Origin of the sequence: Methanovulcanius yangii (genome assembly GCF_018687785.1) — an archaeon.
Classification (GTDB): domain Archaea; phylum Halobacteriota; class Methanomicrobia; order Methanomicrobiales; family Methanomicrobiaceae; genus Methanovulcanius; species Methanovulcanius yangii.
On the sequence record NZ_LTBL01000001.1, the window covers coordinates 110939 to 125172 of the forward strand.

Annotated in this window: 12 protein-coding genes; 4 read left to right on the forward strand and 8 right to left on the reverse strand. The window is 55.4% G+C overall.

From position 1 onward, the window contains the following. Positions 1-149 precede the first annotated feature (149 nt). Positions 150-500: a hypothetical protein gene (locus tag AZH53_RS00605; protein ID WP_319641619.1), complete on the forward strand. Its 351-nt coding sequence runs from the start codon at positions 150-152 to the stop codon at positions 498-500. A 457-nt stretch (positions 501-957) separates the two neighbouring features. Here AZH53_RS00605 and AZH53_RS00610 read toward each other — a convergent pair whose 3' ends face one another. The 5 genes from AZH53_RS00610 to mcrB all read right to left on the reverse strand — a co-directional run bounded on the left by AZH53_RS00610 (position 958) and on the right by mcrB (position 5817). Next, positions 958-1137, reverse strand: a complete 180-nt coding sequence (locus AZH53_RS00610) for a hypothetical protein (protein ID WP_319641620.1) — start codon at positions 1135-1137, stop codon at positions 958-960. A 340-nt stretch (positions 1138-1477) separates the two neighbouring features. Beyond that, a complete protein-coding gene (mcrA, locus tag AZH53_RS00615) occupies positions 1478-3184 on the reverse strand; it encodes a coenzyme-B sulfoethylthiotransferase subunit alpha (RefSeq protein ID WP_319641621.1) in 1707 nt (568 codons plus the stop codon). A gap of 5 nt (positions 3185-3189) precedes the next feature. Further along, positions 3190-3954: a coenzyme-B sulfoethylthiotransferase subunit gamma gene (gene mcrG, locus AZH53_RS00620; protein WP_319641622.1), complete on the reverse strand. Its 765-nt coding sequence runs from the start codon at positions 3952-3954 to the stop codon at positions 3190-3192. Between the two features lie 67 nt (positions 3955-4021). Further along, the gene (gene mcrD, locus AZH53_RS00625; protein WP_319641623.1) at positions 4022-4492 is read right to left on the reverse strand and encodes a methyl-coenzyme M reductase operon protein D; all 471 of its coding nucleotides are present in this window, start codon (positions 4490-4492) and stop codon (positions 4022-4024) included. A gap of 20 nt (positions 4493-4512) precedes the next feature. Next, positions 4513-5817 carry a coenzyme-B sulfoethylthiotransferase subunit beta gene (mcrB, locus tag AZH53_RS00630; protein WP_319641624.1) on the reverse strand — a complete coding sequence of 435 codons (1305 nt, stop codon included), beginning with the start codon at positions 5815-5817 and terminating at the stop codon, positions 4513-4515. 884 nt (positions 5818-6701) lie between these two features. Between mcrB and AZH53_RS00635 the strand changes: the two genes are divergently transcribed. Continuing rightward, on the forward strand, positions 6702-8300 hold the full coding sequence (locus AZH53_RS00635) for a DUF7507 domain-containing protein (protein WP_319641625.1): 1599 nt from the start codon (positions 6702-6704) through the stop codon (positions 8298-8300). Positions 8301-8426: 126 nt separating this feature from the next. Then, on the forward strand, positions 8427-8945 hold the full coding sequence (locus AZH53_RS00640) for an SOUL family heme-binding protein (protein WP_319641626.1): 519 nt from the start codon (positions 8427-8429) through the stop codon (positions 8943-8945). Between the two features lie 127 nt (positions 8946-9072). On the opposite strand, the gene AZH53_RS00645 is transcribed toward AZH53_RS00640, so the two are convergent. The 3 genes from AZH53_RS00645 to AZH53_RS00655 form a co-directional block, all read right to left on the reverse strand. After that, positions 9073-9465 (reverse strand): hypothetical protein, encoded by a 393-nt coding sequence (locus AZH53_RS00645; RefSeq protein ID WP_319641627.1) that lies wholly within the window; start codon positions 9463-9465, stop codon positions 9073-9075. A gap of 204 nt (positions 9466-9669) precedes the next feature. Further along, positions 9670-9945: a hypothetical protein gene (locus tag AZH53_RS00650; protein ID WP_319641628.1), complete on the reverse strand. Its 276-nt coding sequence runs from the start codon at positions 9943-9945 to the stop codon at positions 9670-9672. Positions 9946-10112: 167 nt separating this feature from the next. Then, the gene (locus tag AZH53_RS00655; protein WP_319641629.1) at positions 10113-13094 is read right to left on the reverse strand and encodes a carboxypeptidase-like regulatory domain-containing protein; all 2982 of its coding nucleotides are present in this window, start codon (positions 13092-13094) and stop codon (positions 10113-10115) included. 390 nt (positions 13095-13484) lie between these two features. Between AZH53_RS00655 and AZH53_RS00660 the strand changes: the two genes are divergently transcribed. Next, positions 13485-14228, forward strand: coding sequence for a class I SAM-dependent methyltransferase (locus tag AZH53_RS00660; RefSeq protein WP_319641630.1), 744 nt, complete (start codon positions 13485-13487; stop codon positions 14226-14228). The last annotated feature ends 6 nt before the right edge of the window (positions 14229-14234 follow it).

Genomic DNA, 14234 nt, shown 5'->3' on the forward strand with positions numbered 1-14234 from the left:
AAGAACTACCTGCAAGGTCCGTCGCCGGATCCGGTCACGTTCATTCACTTCGAAAGATTTAGGGCTGTTGATCGGGATTCTTAGGAATGGAATTGAAATGGCAAATATCCGTTATTTTTGTCATTGCGGTGGTATGCGCCTGTGGTTGCGTGAGCAGTCCGAAATATGCATCCGGGGATATTGTCGATGGTGTGGGCCCGGCATCAACGGCAGTATATATCGTGGAGTATGATGAAGGAAGGGACGCCTACAGGATTGCCGTTGTGGCACAATCGGAGAACGATGACTGGGCAATTCCGTATAACTGGGATTCACTGGATTTCGATCCAGCCGGGCTCACCAGGGAGGATCTGGGAAACTGGATGGATGCCGGAGAGGTCGAGTCGCGAAATCCCCTGAAGATCGACAATGTATCCTTTGATGACCTCAAGGCCAATACCGTCCACCTCCATGAACTGTCTCTTTTGGATTCTCAGGAGCATCCAATTTCTGGGATCTGAAATCGGGGGAGTGTAGACGATCGCATCGTCGTGGTGTGCACAAGAAACGCTTAAATAACTCTATTTTGACCGGAATGACAGGGAATCAACGATTGACACAGATGCGAAATACAGCCTGATCACGCTCTTCGCCGCCCCTCGGCCCCTCTGAAAACCGACGGTCTGTACAGGGCCATGATACTCCCCGCAATATCGTCCGTTACGCGTGAAAAAGGATAGAGGTGGTTCTTTTTTTGTGCACCAGAAAACCCCGGAAACGAGGGTAGAATCGGCTTTCTTTCAGCCGGAAACAGTACTCACGGTCCTGTGAATCTGGTGTTCTGCGGGGGTCGACTGGTCTGCCGTTCGTGAAGGAGTTCCTGTGGAGGGGTGTCCCCAAACCGGCATGGAAAGGTGTATGGGCTATGGGTGTGTGAGAGGTCGGTGCAGGGAATTCCTTCACCCGAATATGGTTCGGTCACTTGTGCCGGATAAAATAACACTCCCCCCAGTCCTTCCGCTCACCGGGCTTCATCCCAACCAGCATATCTTCGGCATGGTCTTCACAGACATTCTGCTTGACGCATCCGAGAATCTGGATGCCGATCGCCTTCTTTCCGCAAAAATCACATCTGGTATTCAGCAGTGGATTGTTCATCTATTATAGTTTACATATTGGAATATTTAATCATATTTCATGAATCTATCTGCAGTGAAATGTACCTGATTAACATCACGGGCCTCCAACAAACCTCCGCGCAAAAACCACCCTTCCGGCCGGAATGCGCTGACGGTCAGGCAGGTCCCTTCACCTGATGGGAAATGGCAGGTATCATCAGAGGATCAAATGCCACTCGATGCATACGCAATGGCACAAAACAGTATCTTCCCACTAAATCGGGGTGTAAAATGAATTACCCCGATCTCTATTCGGATGGAAAAGCCCAATTTTTTTTGTTTATGCGGGAACGGGTAAAAAAATTGGAATATTGGGTGTCTTACCGTGCAGGTATGACGAGTGAGCGCTCTCCGGCGGGCATGAACTCGCGGATTGCACCACGTGCGAACTCGCGACGCGGGTCGGAGAAGTCGAAACTGAGTGACGGGTCTGCAAAGGTGATCTTCACGAGCGGACTGTAACAGAACTCGTCGCCACGGCCGTAGTGTGCACCGGAGACAATAGCTGCGTATTCTCCCTGGTGACCGACGTTCATTGCATAGTTCGGGTAGTTCGGTCCACGAAGCTCGCCCATCAGACCGCGGTCGCCGTCCATGGCAAGAGAGTTTGCTGAACCACACTGGTCCTGCAGGTCGTATCCGAAGAAGCCGAGACGTGACCAGCCTTCCTTGTGCATGAGCATGGAAAGGTACCATCCGTTCAGACCGGCGTTGGAGTTGCCGGTACCGATGGAACAGGTCAGACCACAGGCTGCTGCCATAACACCAGCACGCTGGGAACCTCCGAAGTGGTCCTCCATCATGGTGGGGAACTGTTCGTACTGCTCCATTGCATTGAGGTTGACCTCGGTTGCAAGGTCGTTGACGATGTCCTGGGTAGGCTCGATGACCTGGTCGGGTGACGGTGCGGTGTAGTCGAAGTTGTACTTGTCCTTCAGGTAGTCCATACCGTAGTAGGTGAACTCATCGAGGATGTTGTCGGTGTATGCTGCGGTGGCGTACTGGGTGAACCCGACACCACCGGACATGTAGGAACCGAGCCAGATCTGGTCGAAGAGCATGACACCGGCACCGACAACCTCGAGGGAGGCACGGGCGGGGTCATTGGGGTGCTTGCGGTCTGCCTGAATGATATCTCCGAACAGACCGAACTTGATACCACCGGGCTCGTTCGGGCCACGGGCACGGCGGGCAGGCAGGAGTGATCCCATCTGGACAACGCCGGCGTGCTTTGCTGCGTAGGAAAGGTCAGCGACTGCTGCTTCACCGGCGCACATCCTGTATGCTGCGATGAAGGACATACCGATCTGCATTGCAGACCACCTGGAGGTGGTTCCACCATCACACGTACGGGAGACGATGGTCGGGATGTGGATTGCCTGGTACATCGACTTGCCGACTTCCTTCTTGAGTTCCTCGGCTGCGTCTTCGGAGAAGAGCTTGTTGATGTCGATGAGGAACTGGGGCTCGATGTCATCGGCCATCTCGTCGTCACCGGTGAAGACCTTCACGTAACAGTCATCGACGAGGCCGGGGTGGGTCTCGACCATGTGTTCCTGAACCACTGCTGCACCGGGCATGGCGTGGTTGAGGATGTGGAGGTATTCGTTGATGGTCTCGGGGGTAACTTCCTTGCCGAGACGCTTCTGGAGGGTGGCGTGTGCCATGTCCATGCCGACGATGACGGTACGGCGGATGTCGTCCCAGAACTGCTGCATTGCAGCGTTGTTGACGAAGTGAAGGTCGTCACCCTCACAGTAGATGCCGGACTGGGAGACCTGGTAGGTCATGAGCTGTCTCTGACCCATCGGGATACCGCCAAGGTGGCAGCGCTCGGGGTCGTACATGGAGATGCCACGTTCCTTCTCGATTGCCTCGGTTGCCTTCATGAACTCGCGCTTACGCGGAGACTGGCGGACACCATTGAAGTTGTAGAAAGTGGTTTTCTCGGATTCAATATCCTGTCCCTTAAATTTCTCGTTGAGTGAATCAAGGAAAAGTTTCTGTGCTCTCTCGATTTTTGCCATTTAAATCACTCCTCTTTCGGCATGAAGCCGTATTTTGTCCTGAGCGTGTGGACACGCACGATGTACTCGACATATTCCTTGTCATCGCGGTATGCTGTTCCGACGAGTGAGTGGAAGATGGTGGAGTGTGCCTTGAGCCATTCCTCGTCCATGGGCTTGCCGACGGCAACCTCGCGGTCGAGGGGGACACCGATCTGGTCCTTCACGTATTTGACGACGCCGTCATCGGAAAGAACGCAGCGCTGGAGCATGTCGAACTGCATGCCGTCTTCAGAGAGACGCAGGGAGTGTCCGTGGACGGTTGCACCACGCATGCTGACGAGGGCGGGGTCGAACATCTCGGTCTCGATGAGGAGCTTGGAGTACTGCTCGAGGTCACGCTCGCGGCACTCGACGATCTGACGACCGGAGAGGGTACCGGGGTCGATACCGCGGAAGCGGTACATCTCTGCGTAGGTACGCTGGTACGGCTGGGACGGTGCGTTGAACATCGAGTCTGCAAACTGTACGTAGCGGACGCGGTCTCCTGCCTTTGCACCCTCGGTCGGTGTGACGAGCTTGCGCATCGGGCAGTCTGGTTCCTGCTGCTCCGCGAGTGGCGGGTGGGCGGTCGGGTATGCAGAACCCGGTGCACGGTGGCCGAGTACCATGACGACATCTTCGTCGGTGACGTCGCGGATCTTTTCGAGTTCGTAGTTGGGGTTCATCTGGTTACGCCTGTTTTCAGCGACAACCGATGTACCGGGGCCATACTGTGGTGTATATGCCATTTATTTTTCACCTCAATTGTTTGGTTAACCTATTTTCAGTGGAATGATGTCTGCCAGTGTGCGTCCGTCAGCGCAGCCCCTGTATGATGATGGGGGCTTCCTTTCGTCGCGGGTCGGTCAGCCCGATGATGGTATCGTCTGCATCCGGTCCGTATTTTGCGTAATCCGTGAGCGTGGCCTGCGTCTTCATGAACTGCCCTTTCTGAAGCTGGTAGGGAAATTTCGTGAAGATGTCGTCGCATGTTTGCTCGATCTCTGCAATGACGGATGCATCGGTGACTTCTGCGGTGACCATGCCCACCTGCACCCGGAGCTCCACATCCGTATCGCCGACCGTAATTGTTCGTCGGTTGGTGTTGGGGTTGGGCTTGCCGCGTGCGGGACCATAGGGCACGGTTGCCGGCAGACTCGGGCCGCTGATCATCAGCCGGCGGATGCCTGAAATGCCGGCGACTGCGTTGAGGAGGCGCTCGGCCGTTTCGGGTCCTAATATGCGAAGAGGCACGATTCTGCACTGTGGATATCTGGCGTCTGTCATTCGAATCAACGGGTGTTTGTTCAGACTCCGTTTGCGATCTGGTGGATCGGTTTGTTGAACACGTCGATCTGACCGTAGGTCTCTCCCATGATCTTGGAAGTGCTCTCCGGCGAGAACATCTGGGTTCCTGCGTCAAGTGCACAGGCTGCAACCACACACGGAATTGCGATTCCGTTTGCGTGACGGGTCACGACGTGGTTTCCGTTGAAGATACCGGGGCCACCGCCACCGTAGATGGAGTGGCTGAAGAAGGAGAATCCGACTGCGGTTCCCATCATACGACCGAAGTCTGCACTGGGAAGTCCGGTCTCGTGTTCGAGAAGGTCGTTGAAGTACAGAAGGGTCGAGGAGACTGCCTGTGCGAAACGGCCTGCACCACAGTTGACGATGGTTGCTGCCATGGAACCGGCTGCTGCGTATGCGTTCCACATCATCGGGTCCTTCGTGTCGTAGAACTGGAAGTACTCTCCCTTCTTGCCCGGCAGGATGACCTTGTCCTCGATGGCACGCTCGACGAGCGACTGAACGACGGTACCGACGGTTCCGGTCTCGCCGTTTGCCTTCACGAGGTCGTAGACCATGTTGTTGGCGTTGAGGCCCTGGTATGCGTAGCTGAGGAGCTGGTTGCGCTCGAACTGGCCGATTGCCATACCCATCTCGAACTCACCGGCGGTCTCGAGGGTTGCTGCGAGTGCTGCGCCCTGGAGTGCATTCTTGCCGGTCATCATCACGTAGTGGTTGACCGGGATGTTGCGGAGTGCGTACCCGATACCTTCGTTGTTCTGAGGGATGTTCAGGATGGAGGTGACGAGTGCACCGTTCATGTCCTGGGTGTGCGGGTATCCGCCCCAGCAGGCTGCCTTGACTGTGGATGCGTGGAATGCGTTGATGTCGAACTGGTCGACGATTGCATAGGTGACTGCAGATGCGACTGCGGTGATTGCTGCATCGTAGGTTGCGGCATTGTCCAGACGCTTGCGCGGTACCTGGACGAGAAGGAGCTTTCCATCGTTGAACTGGAGGATCTCTGTGTCGTCGCCTTCTTCGATCTGGACCATTTCCTTGATCTGTGCGATGATGGCGTCCTTGTTCTCCATGATGGGGAGATTGAGCTCACGGCCCTTGATCTTTCCTTTGCCAAGGTTACCTGACTTGAGGGCAGCTTCGATGCCCGCAAGGTTGACATTAATCGTTCTCTTGGTCAGGTCGATGATCTTGCTTGTTGCAGGGTTGACCATGGGGCTAACCTTGTCAAGTGAGACATCACTCTTCAGCAACTTGCCGTCGTCTGAGTAGAGGTCGATTGTTTCTGAATATCTTGCCATGTTATTCTGTCCTTTTCAGTTTGTGCAAATTGGATTTTGGAGAAAGAAACCGGTACACTACTCCCAGCCCTTTTCGAAGATATCTACTGCAGGTTCCCGCAGGTAGACTATACGAATTTTCTAGAATAGAATATAAGTTTTCTTAAATCGTGTGAATATTTTTGTAAAATAATATTTTTCGGCCATGGTTGGAAAAGGCATTTATTGATCAATTTGTGATCAGAATTGAAATTGGTGCCCAATATGAATTTTGTCGGAATGGTATCCTCGTAATACAATATGAACTTTTTGAAAGTTATAATTCATACTATGTAAGTTAAATGGTAATTTTATTATGATATAATGCTAATAAATTTGAATATAGTATTATATTTGGTTATGTGCTTACACCTGTTAAACTCGATGGTATATAGCTTTTTTTAGATTCCGCCTGATTTTTGTGTCTGATATAGCAAAACCGAGTCAAAATGAGCATTATATATAAAAATTACGAATTGAAGGTTCTTGATTGGTATTTAAAGGCTTTTTATGGGTTTATATGCGGCGCGTGGAGTTGTACTGGAATTTTTGGTGGGCGATATGTGATGCTTTATTGTGGGGGGTTCGATTATCCCCTCCGGGTTGTGGTAGTTGGTTGTTTGATTGATTGATTTTGATTGGATGTAAGATTGATTGTATGGTTGGTTGGTTGGTTGGTTGGTTGGTTGGTTGGTTGGTTGGGCAGACCGCACGGGTTTGAGCAGGTATGACGTGGGTGTTTGCTGTTCAGTTGTGCCTGACATACTACTAATAAGACCTGGACGGATTTTCCGTCGGATTCGGAGAGGGGAGCGGGGCTTCCCTGATGAACCACAGATGATGGAGGAATCTATGTGAAGAGAATAATGCTATGGGTATGTTTCGTCATTGGTCTCGTCCTCCTCTGCACCGGAGCGGGTGCTGCGGCAACCCCCGGGGAGATTGGAGATTCGATCGATGATGGAATCGACTGGCTGGTGTCAGTCCAGAATGCCGACGGCTCGTGGGGGCCGGCCGGCTCGGATCGATATGGTACAACCGGTCTAATTCTCGTGAAACTGGAGGATCGGGCGTTTGAGCTGGGATACGACGGCCCGTTCGATCCCGATTATCCGCTGAAGGACAATGTCGAGGATGGTCTGGGGTATCTCCTGCCATATGCCAATACAATGGCCATTTCAGTACAGGCGGCAGGAAATGCGGATACCAATGGCAATGGCCTCGGTGTCAGCGTCAACAACCGGATATATGATACCGGCATCCTGATGATGGCGATTGCTGCCGGCAGGGACCCCGATCAGGTCGTGGCGTCCGGTCCGCTGGCGGGATGGACCTATGGTGAAGTCCTGCAGGATCTGACGGATTATATGGCATACGCCCAGACGGATGCCGGGAATGGCCGTGGCGGCTGGTATTATAATGCGGTAAGCGGTGGGTCGTCAGCGGATCAATCGAATGCCGGGTATGCAATGCTGGGCATACTGTATGCCGTCAACCCGTTCTATGGGTATGAGTGCGATCTCCCGGCCTTCGTTGAGGATGAGCTGGATTACTGGATTGATTACATCCAGAGCGACTGGATCCCCGCAGGAGTAAATGAGGACTGGGACGGTGGCTCCGGCTATACTGTCCCCGACAACTGGGTCAACTCGCTGAAGACGGGCAATCTGCTCACCCAGATGGCGTTCGTCGGTGATGACTCTTCGGACGAGCGGGTTCAGGAAGCCCTCAACTACATCGGTCGCCACTGGGACGAGGACTGGGTCCAGGGGTGGGGAATGACCGGCTCTGTCCAGTATCAGGCAACATACTGTCTGATGAAGGGATTTGAGAGCATGGGCACTTCCCTGGACGGTGTGCCGGGCGTTGCGGACTGGTACGATGACATGGCAACTGAAATCATCGGCGAACAGAACGCTGATGGGTCCTGGCCGTCGACACCTGCATACATCCAGACCACCGGAGGGACATCCCACTGGGTCAGTAAGGAGCTTTCCACCGCGTGGGCGCTCCTGACCCTCGAACGGTTTGCTCCCCCGCCGCCTGAGGCCGACTTCAATGTGGTCAAGTCCGCGTCCGATACGGTAGTCAGTGCCGGCGAATCCGTGACCTATTCCTACTACGTCGAGAACAACGGTGATCTGCCGATCGTAGACGTCGTCCTCACCGATGACCAGCTCGGCGTCATTGCAGGGCCGGACAGTGGTGATACCGACGGTGACGGAGAGCTGGATCCGGGCGAGACCTGGGTGTACACGGCAACGACCACCGTGCTTGAAACCACGACCAACACCGCAGAGGCGACCGGAGCCGATCCTGCCGGTGCCCCGCTTGATGCAACCAGCAACGAGGTGACGGTCACGGTGGAAGGAGCACCGCCGGTGCCCGAGTTCCCGGCACTCTATGTGCCGTTGATGGTGATCGGGGCGGTCTTCCTGCTCGCGGCGTATGTCCGGCGGAAGTAGGGATACCTCCCTTCTTCTCGATTTTTCTTCTTTTTCTCACTCTGCCCTTGAGGAACGCATGGATGGTCAGGCGAAACATCCATGTGGGGGGAGGGATAGTATACCCCGTACAGGAGATGAACGGAGATGACGGAGACCGTCCCCTATGAGATCACCGGCACGGCGGGAGAGATCGAGTTTCGGAAGTACCCTCCGCTGGTGCTGGCAACCGTCGAGAGTCCCGGGGATGACTCCGGGTTTAACCTGCTCTTTGCCTATATCTCGGGGCACAATTCCACAAGGGATACCATCTCGATGACCTCTCCGGTCATCACCTCCGAGAAGATCCCGATGACGGCGCCGGTCGTGTCCGATACGGCATCGATGTCGTTCGTGATGCCGCCGGGGAAGAGGCGGGACGAGATCCCGGCCCCGGTGGACGGCCGGGTGCGGATCGTTCCGGTGCCGGAACGGGAGGTGGCCGTCATCCGCTTCAGGGGATATGCCCGGCGTGACGAGGTGGCGGCGGTGGAGGTGCGGCTGAAAGAAGGTCTCCGAAAGGCCGGCGTCCACCTGGGAGGGGAGCCGTTTCTCATGCGGTACAATCCGCCGTGGACTCCGGGGTTCCTGCGGCGAAACGAGGTGGGGGTGGAGATCCGGCGGTGATGATGGGTTGCGATGGATCAACCGCCGTTCGCGGATGACGACGGCGACCGTCGATGTTCGCCGGTTCTCACCTGCGTCCCCGTAAATTTTGATGAAAGAGGAGGGTGGGTATTTGAGGAACGCTTCTTTACGCCTTCCCGAACCACTGCTTCACATTCTCCTTGAACAGGTACCACAGGATGATCAGCGGAATGATGAGTCCCACGGCCGTGCCCAGCAGGCCTCCCATCGTGTGTCCTGCAACCCACCAGTTGTAGAGGGCGAGAAGGATATTGAGAACTCCGAAGACGACGGCAACGGTCCAGACCCAGCCCCAGCCTTTGAAGCATCCCCATCCGAGCAGGAGATCAATTATTCCGATGATAATGAGCGGGACGCCTGCGAGAGCTCCCAGCCCGGCAACGCCGATCAGGGAACCTGCCCCGATCGCTCCAATGCCCCCGATGAGCGCGAGTATCCCTATGATGAAATACAAAGCGCCAATGATAGTAACCCCAAGGGGTCTTGATAATTCAGGCATGGGGGGAAATCGTCAATTATGTATATTAATCTATCTCGCGTGATTGCTGTGGGAAGAGGATTGCGACGTACAATGGGGGCATTATGATACGATTCTCTGTCATCCGGGGCTGATGGTGCAGTTTTGTTCGCCGGATAGGCTGGGTTGATCCGGCCGGGCACGGTGAATGTGCACGTCAGGGATATGGCGGTATTTTCACTCCTGTCATATCCCGTACTCCCCCGTAACCCTCGTCCCCAGATACGTTCTCGATTCCACATATCTGAACGTCGCCAGCTCTTCCTTTTCAAATATCGCCCGCGCCTCAAGAGATTCCAGGGTCGGCCATTCCTCAAGCCCGATATAATCCCACTCTTCATTCGACCACCGGCAGTCAATCGTCATGATGAGTTTCATCCCGCATTCGTCCATCTGCCTGCGGTCCTTTTGCATGAACGCGGCCTTTTCTTCATCAGAAAGGTCGTAAAATGCGTCCTTCATTTTGGCGAAATACAGTCTGATAATTGGTTTTGTCTCTGCCTTCATATTGATATCACCGCTCCCCGCTGTTCTTAGATGTTCCACGCTGTCATGTCACATGAAATGCGTGACTGATGATAATGGAATCGGTGACGTGGTGCAAAAATCTGAGGTCGATGGGAAAAAAGTTATGGATCTTGGATCCAGAAATCCGTCTGGACCAACTTATTTGCCTTGAGTGCGACAGACGCCCCCTCTCCTCCGGTCGAGAGGGTCCATGTCTGCTCTTTTCCGGTGTGCTTGTAGTAGTAGAAGTAGAACCCGTCCTCGTTGGTCTGCACGGTCGCAAACACCTCTCCGTTCGGGTCCGTGATGGTTAGTGTCGCCCCCGCCACCGGTTCTCCGTCTGCATCAAAGACGAACCCGGCAAAGCCCGGATCCCTCTTGAAGACGTTCTCGTTCTGGATGGTCCGGGTATCGGACTCATCGGTGTCGGTCACCGTGAAGTCATACCATTGGAGATCCAGAATTGTGCCGACCCCTGGAATGTCACCATGGTAGATGGCATCGTTCCCGCTCTTCCTGTACATGGTCTCCTTCTTCCATCCGAAGTCCAGGTGAACTGTGAGGTAGATGAGGCCTCCCTCGGGTACCGTCGCATCGACCGTGATTGTATTCCCTGCGATGGTGGAGGCGGACGGAATTTCGTTCACCGCTGTATAGCAGTCTCCGGCGACGATCACATCGCTGTAGGCATGGATCGGGCGTGCTCCCTTGGTGATAAACGGTGTCGGCAATTCGATGGTGAAGGTCTCCTCATCCCCGGCCTCTCCGGTAAAGAAGACGTTGTAATAGAATTGGCCGGGGTTACTTGCCGAGAGTTTGTAGATTCCGTTCCCCGAGGGGTAATCCGGCGTAAAGATCAGGCGGAACTGCTGTCCTTCGGTTCCCGTGTCCGTGTCAAACTCACAGAGGTCGCTGGTCGTCACCTTGCTCCAGGGGAGGACGGTCACCGACCAGTCATCGCAGTTGTTGCAGAGATTGGCGTCGCCTCCCATCCGGTATTCGGCGGGTTCATTCGCATCGGCCACGCAGGCTTCGTTCACCAGCTCGGTGTCCACCGGGGTGTCGGCGGGAACCGTATACTCGCATTCGAAGGTCCACTCCTCTCCGGGATCGATCCGGCAATTGCCATTCGCATCCCCGTCGACATATGTCACGGGACTACAGGTATCGTCCGTCACCTCGGGCGAAACACTGGCGGGTCCGGCATTCGTTACCAGATACGAGTAGGTGATGGTCTCTCCGGGATGGGCATAGTCGGGGCCGCTCTTTTCCACCGCCAGATCGTAGTGGATGATGTTGGTGAATGTGATGTCGTTCCAGCCACCCGTATTTTCCGGGTCGATGGTCCAGGTTTTTCCTGCACACAGGATCTCAAAGCCGTCCGGCAGATCGGTTGCCCGCTCCTCCGCTCTCCAGGAGCCCTCGCTCAGCCAGAGCTCGGCCGGGTCGTTTAACCAGGAGGGATTCGTGTTCCAGCCATAAATCGAAGTGGTGCCGACGTCCATTCCTCCCTTCTGGAGGTACACCGGGAAGTACGGGAGGGGATTTTCTGCGGGAGGGGTATATTGCACACCGTAATAGCAGTGGTAGCAGTTGCATTTCGGATCTTTGGTCTGATAGAGATAGACGTTCTTGCGTACGATAGCTGCCCGTAAGTAGTAACTGTCGCTGGCGCTCACCTGAGACGAATCATACTGTCCCGTTGCCGTCACTGTGTTGTTGATATACGCCGCAGGGTTGAAGTCGGCGGGGTTGGGGGTAAAGGTGCATTCGTACGTCCATTCCTCGCCCGGGTCCAGCGTGTCGTCCACGGCATCTCCTGCCACATACCCGACCGGGCAACAGGTGTCATCCTCGACACTCACATCGGTAATGCCGATACTTCCGGTGTTGGTCACCAGATAGGTGTACGTGAGGGCGTCTCCTTTCTCTGCCCAGACAGGACCCTCCTTTTCCACGTGGAGGGGGTTTGCACGTATTCCCTTGGCAAACTTCAGGTCCCCATTCGACCCGAAGGCAAAGTAGCTGATCCGGGGGTCGCCCGTGATCGGGTCCACCGCCAGCGACGTGTCTTCACCGACGTTTTCCGCATCATCCGCGGTCTCGATCTGCCATGCGGCCCCGTCCCATGCGGCATACTTCAGGTAATAATTGGTCTGATCAAAGTAGCTGATCCGGGGATACCCGGTTGCCGGGTCCAGTGCGAGGGACGTGTATTTACCGACGTTTCCCACACCATCCACGGTCTCGATCTGCCATGCGGCCCCGTCCCATGCGGCAAATTTCAGGTTATCTCCTGTAGCATCCCAGTAGCTGATCCGGGGGTACCCGGCACTGTCGAGTGCGAGGGACGTGTGTTCACCGACGTCTCCTGCATCATCCACGGTCTCGATCTGCCATGCGGCCCCGTCCCATGCGGCATACTTCAATGTAATGTCAGTTGGCCATTCGCAGTAACTGATCCGCGGATAGCCGGTACCGGGGTCCAGTGCGAGGGAACAATCCCGGCCTGCACCGTCTCCGGAATCGACGGTCTCGATCTGCCATGCGGCCCCGTCCCATGCGGCATACCTGAGTTCATGAGCCGGGGAATGTACATATTGATAGCTGATCCGGGGGTTTCCGGCACTGTCGAGTGCGAGGGACATGTAGTAATACGTAGTATAGCCACTCTCAGATTCCACGGTCTCGATCTGCCATGCGGCCCCGTCCCATGCGGCATACTTCACCGCATTCGTTGTCTGATCCCAGTAACTGATCCGGGGATACCCGGTGGTGGGATCGAGTGCAAGGGACGTATGAAGGCCGGTGTCTCCCGCAGAATCCACGGTTTCGATCTGCCATGCGGCCCCGTCCCATGCGGCATACTTCAGGTCACTTCTTGTCGGAGCATCATCCCAGTAGCTGATTCGGGGATACCTGCTGATTGGGTCCAGCGCAAGGGACGAAAACTGGCCGGTCCAGCCATCGGCATCGACCGTTTCGATCTGCCAGGTATTGATTGCCGATACCGAACTGATGCCAAGAGCGATCAACAGCAGGATTGCAAGGGGTGTACAGGGTTTGTGTACTCTCCGATCTCTCATGTAAGAATTGCGTTTCATAGACTCACCTCATGAGGATCCTGTTGAGGGACCGTTCCGGCGTTGTTCCATCGTCCTGCAACTCCGGGACGGTTAGGATCCCTTCTTCCGCCCACGCAGTATCTGGTTAGTAGGGTGTCCCAATCGGCACGTCAGAGCTCTGATTCAATAGGGGCAGGTGTGGATACGATCCCAAGCATGCTATAAATACGTTACGTCAACTATGGCGGAGTTGTTCCGGAGGGATACAATATATTGTTCGTCCAGCAACTGCGCTGATTGTTGTTGCCGGGTACACTTTCATCCGAAAGGCATGAGGTACTGCATGAGCCGCTCCGGTCTGCATGGTCTTTTTTTTGCAATTTAGGGAACCTTCCTTATTATCCGATCAGACATCCCATGATACCGGTAATGGATATTTCATTTCTCTTAAAAATGCACGAGGGTCTTCCCCGCCAGGGGCCGGGAAGCAACGAGTGCACCCGAAAAGCCTTCTCGATGCTGAAAAATCTCCCCGAACACCCGGAGATCCTCGATATCGGGTGCGGGTCGGGGATGCAGACGGTCGAGCTGGCCCGTATCTGCCCGGAAGGGCATGTGACTGCGGTCGACATCCACCCGCCGTTCCTCGATGATCTCGCCCGAAGGGCGGAAGCGGCAGGCGTGGGGGAGCGGATTACGACGGTGCGGGCGTCCATGGACGACCTGCCGTTCGGGGACGGCTCCTTCGACGTCCTCTGGGCGGAGAGCTCCATCTTCATTGTGGGGTTCGGGGAGGGCCTTTCCCTGTGGAAGCGGCTGCTCCGGCCGGGCGGCTACGCCTGCATCACGGAGGCGGTCTGGTTCACCGACGAACCCTCGCCTGCGGCTGTCGGGTTCTGGAACGACTGCTACCCTGCGATCACCTCGGTCGAGGAGACGTGTGCGAAGGCCGAAGATGCCGGGTACGAGGTGGTTGCGACCTTCCGCCTCCCCGGCTCCGTCTGGTGGGACTACTATACGCCGCTCGAAAAAAGGCTCCCCGAGCTGAAGAAGGCGGCCGTGGGCGACCCCGTCGCAGAATCGTTCGTCGCGTTCTCGGAGGGGGAGATGGCAGTGTACCGGGAGCACGGGGATGAGTATGGGTACGCGTTCTTTGTTCTGAGGAGGAGGTGAACCGTC

Bases quoted from the DNA above. Each gene is read 5' to 3' on its own strand.
- AZH53_RS00655 (WP_319641629.1), bottom strand. From the start codon at position 13,094: ATGAAACGCAATTCTTACATGAGAGATCGGAGAGTACACAAACCCTGT.
- AZH53_RS00645 (WP_319641627.1), bottom strand. From the start codon at position 9,465: ATGCCTGAATTATCAAGACCCCTTGGGGTTACTATCATTGGCGCTTTG.
- mcrB (WP_319641624.1), bottom strand. From the start codon at position 5,817: ATGGCAAGATATTCAGAAACAATCGACCTCTACTCAGACGACGGCAAG.
- AZH53_RS00610 (WP_319641620.1), bottom strand. From the start codon at position 1,137: ATGAACAATCCACTGCTGAATACCAGATGTGATTTTTGCGGAAAGAAG.
- mcrD (WP_319641623.1), bottom strand. From the start codon at position 4,492: ATGACAGACGCCAGATATCCACAGTGCAGAATCGTGCCTCTTCGCATA.
- mcrA (WP_319641621.1), bottom strand. From the start codon at position 3,184: ATGGCAAAAATCGAGAGAGCACAGAAACTTTTCCTTGATTCACTCAAC.
- AZH53_RS00640 (WP_319641626.1), top strand. From the start codon at position 8,427: ATGACGGAGACCGTCCCCTATGAGATCACCGGCACGGCGGGAGAGATC.
- AZH53_RS00635 (WP_319641625.1), top strand. From the start codon at position 6,702: ATGCTATGGGTATGTTTCGTCATTGGTCTCGTCCTCCTCTGCACCGGA.
- AZH53_RS00660 (WP_319641630.1), top strand. From the start codon at position 13,485: ATGGATATTTCATTTCTCTTAAAAATGCACGAGGGTCTTCCCCGCCAG.
- AZH53_RS00650 (WP_319641628.1), bottom strand. From the start codon at position 9,945: ATGAAGGACGCATTTTACGACCTTTCTGATGAAGAAAAGGCCGCGTTC.
- mcrG (WP_319641622.1), bottom strand. From the start codon at position 3,954: ATGGCATATACACCACAGTATGGCCCCGGTACATCGGTTGTCGCTGAA.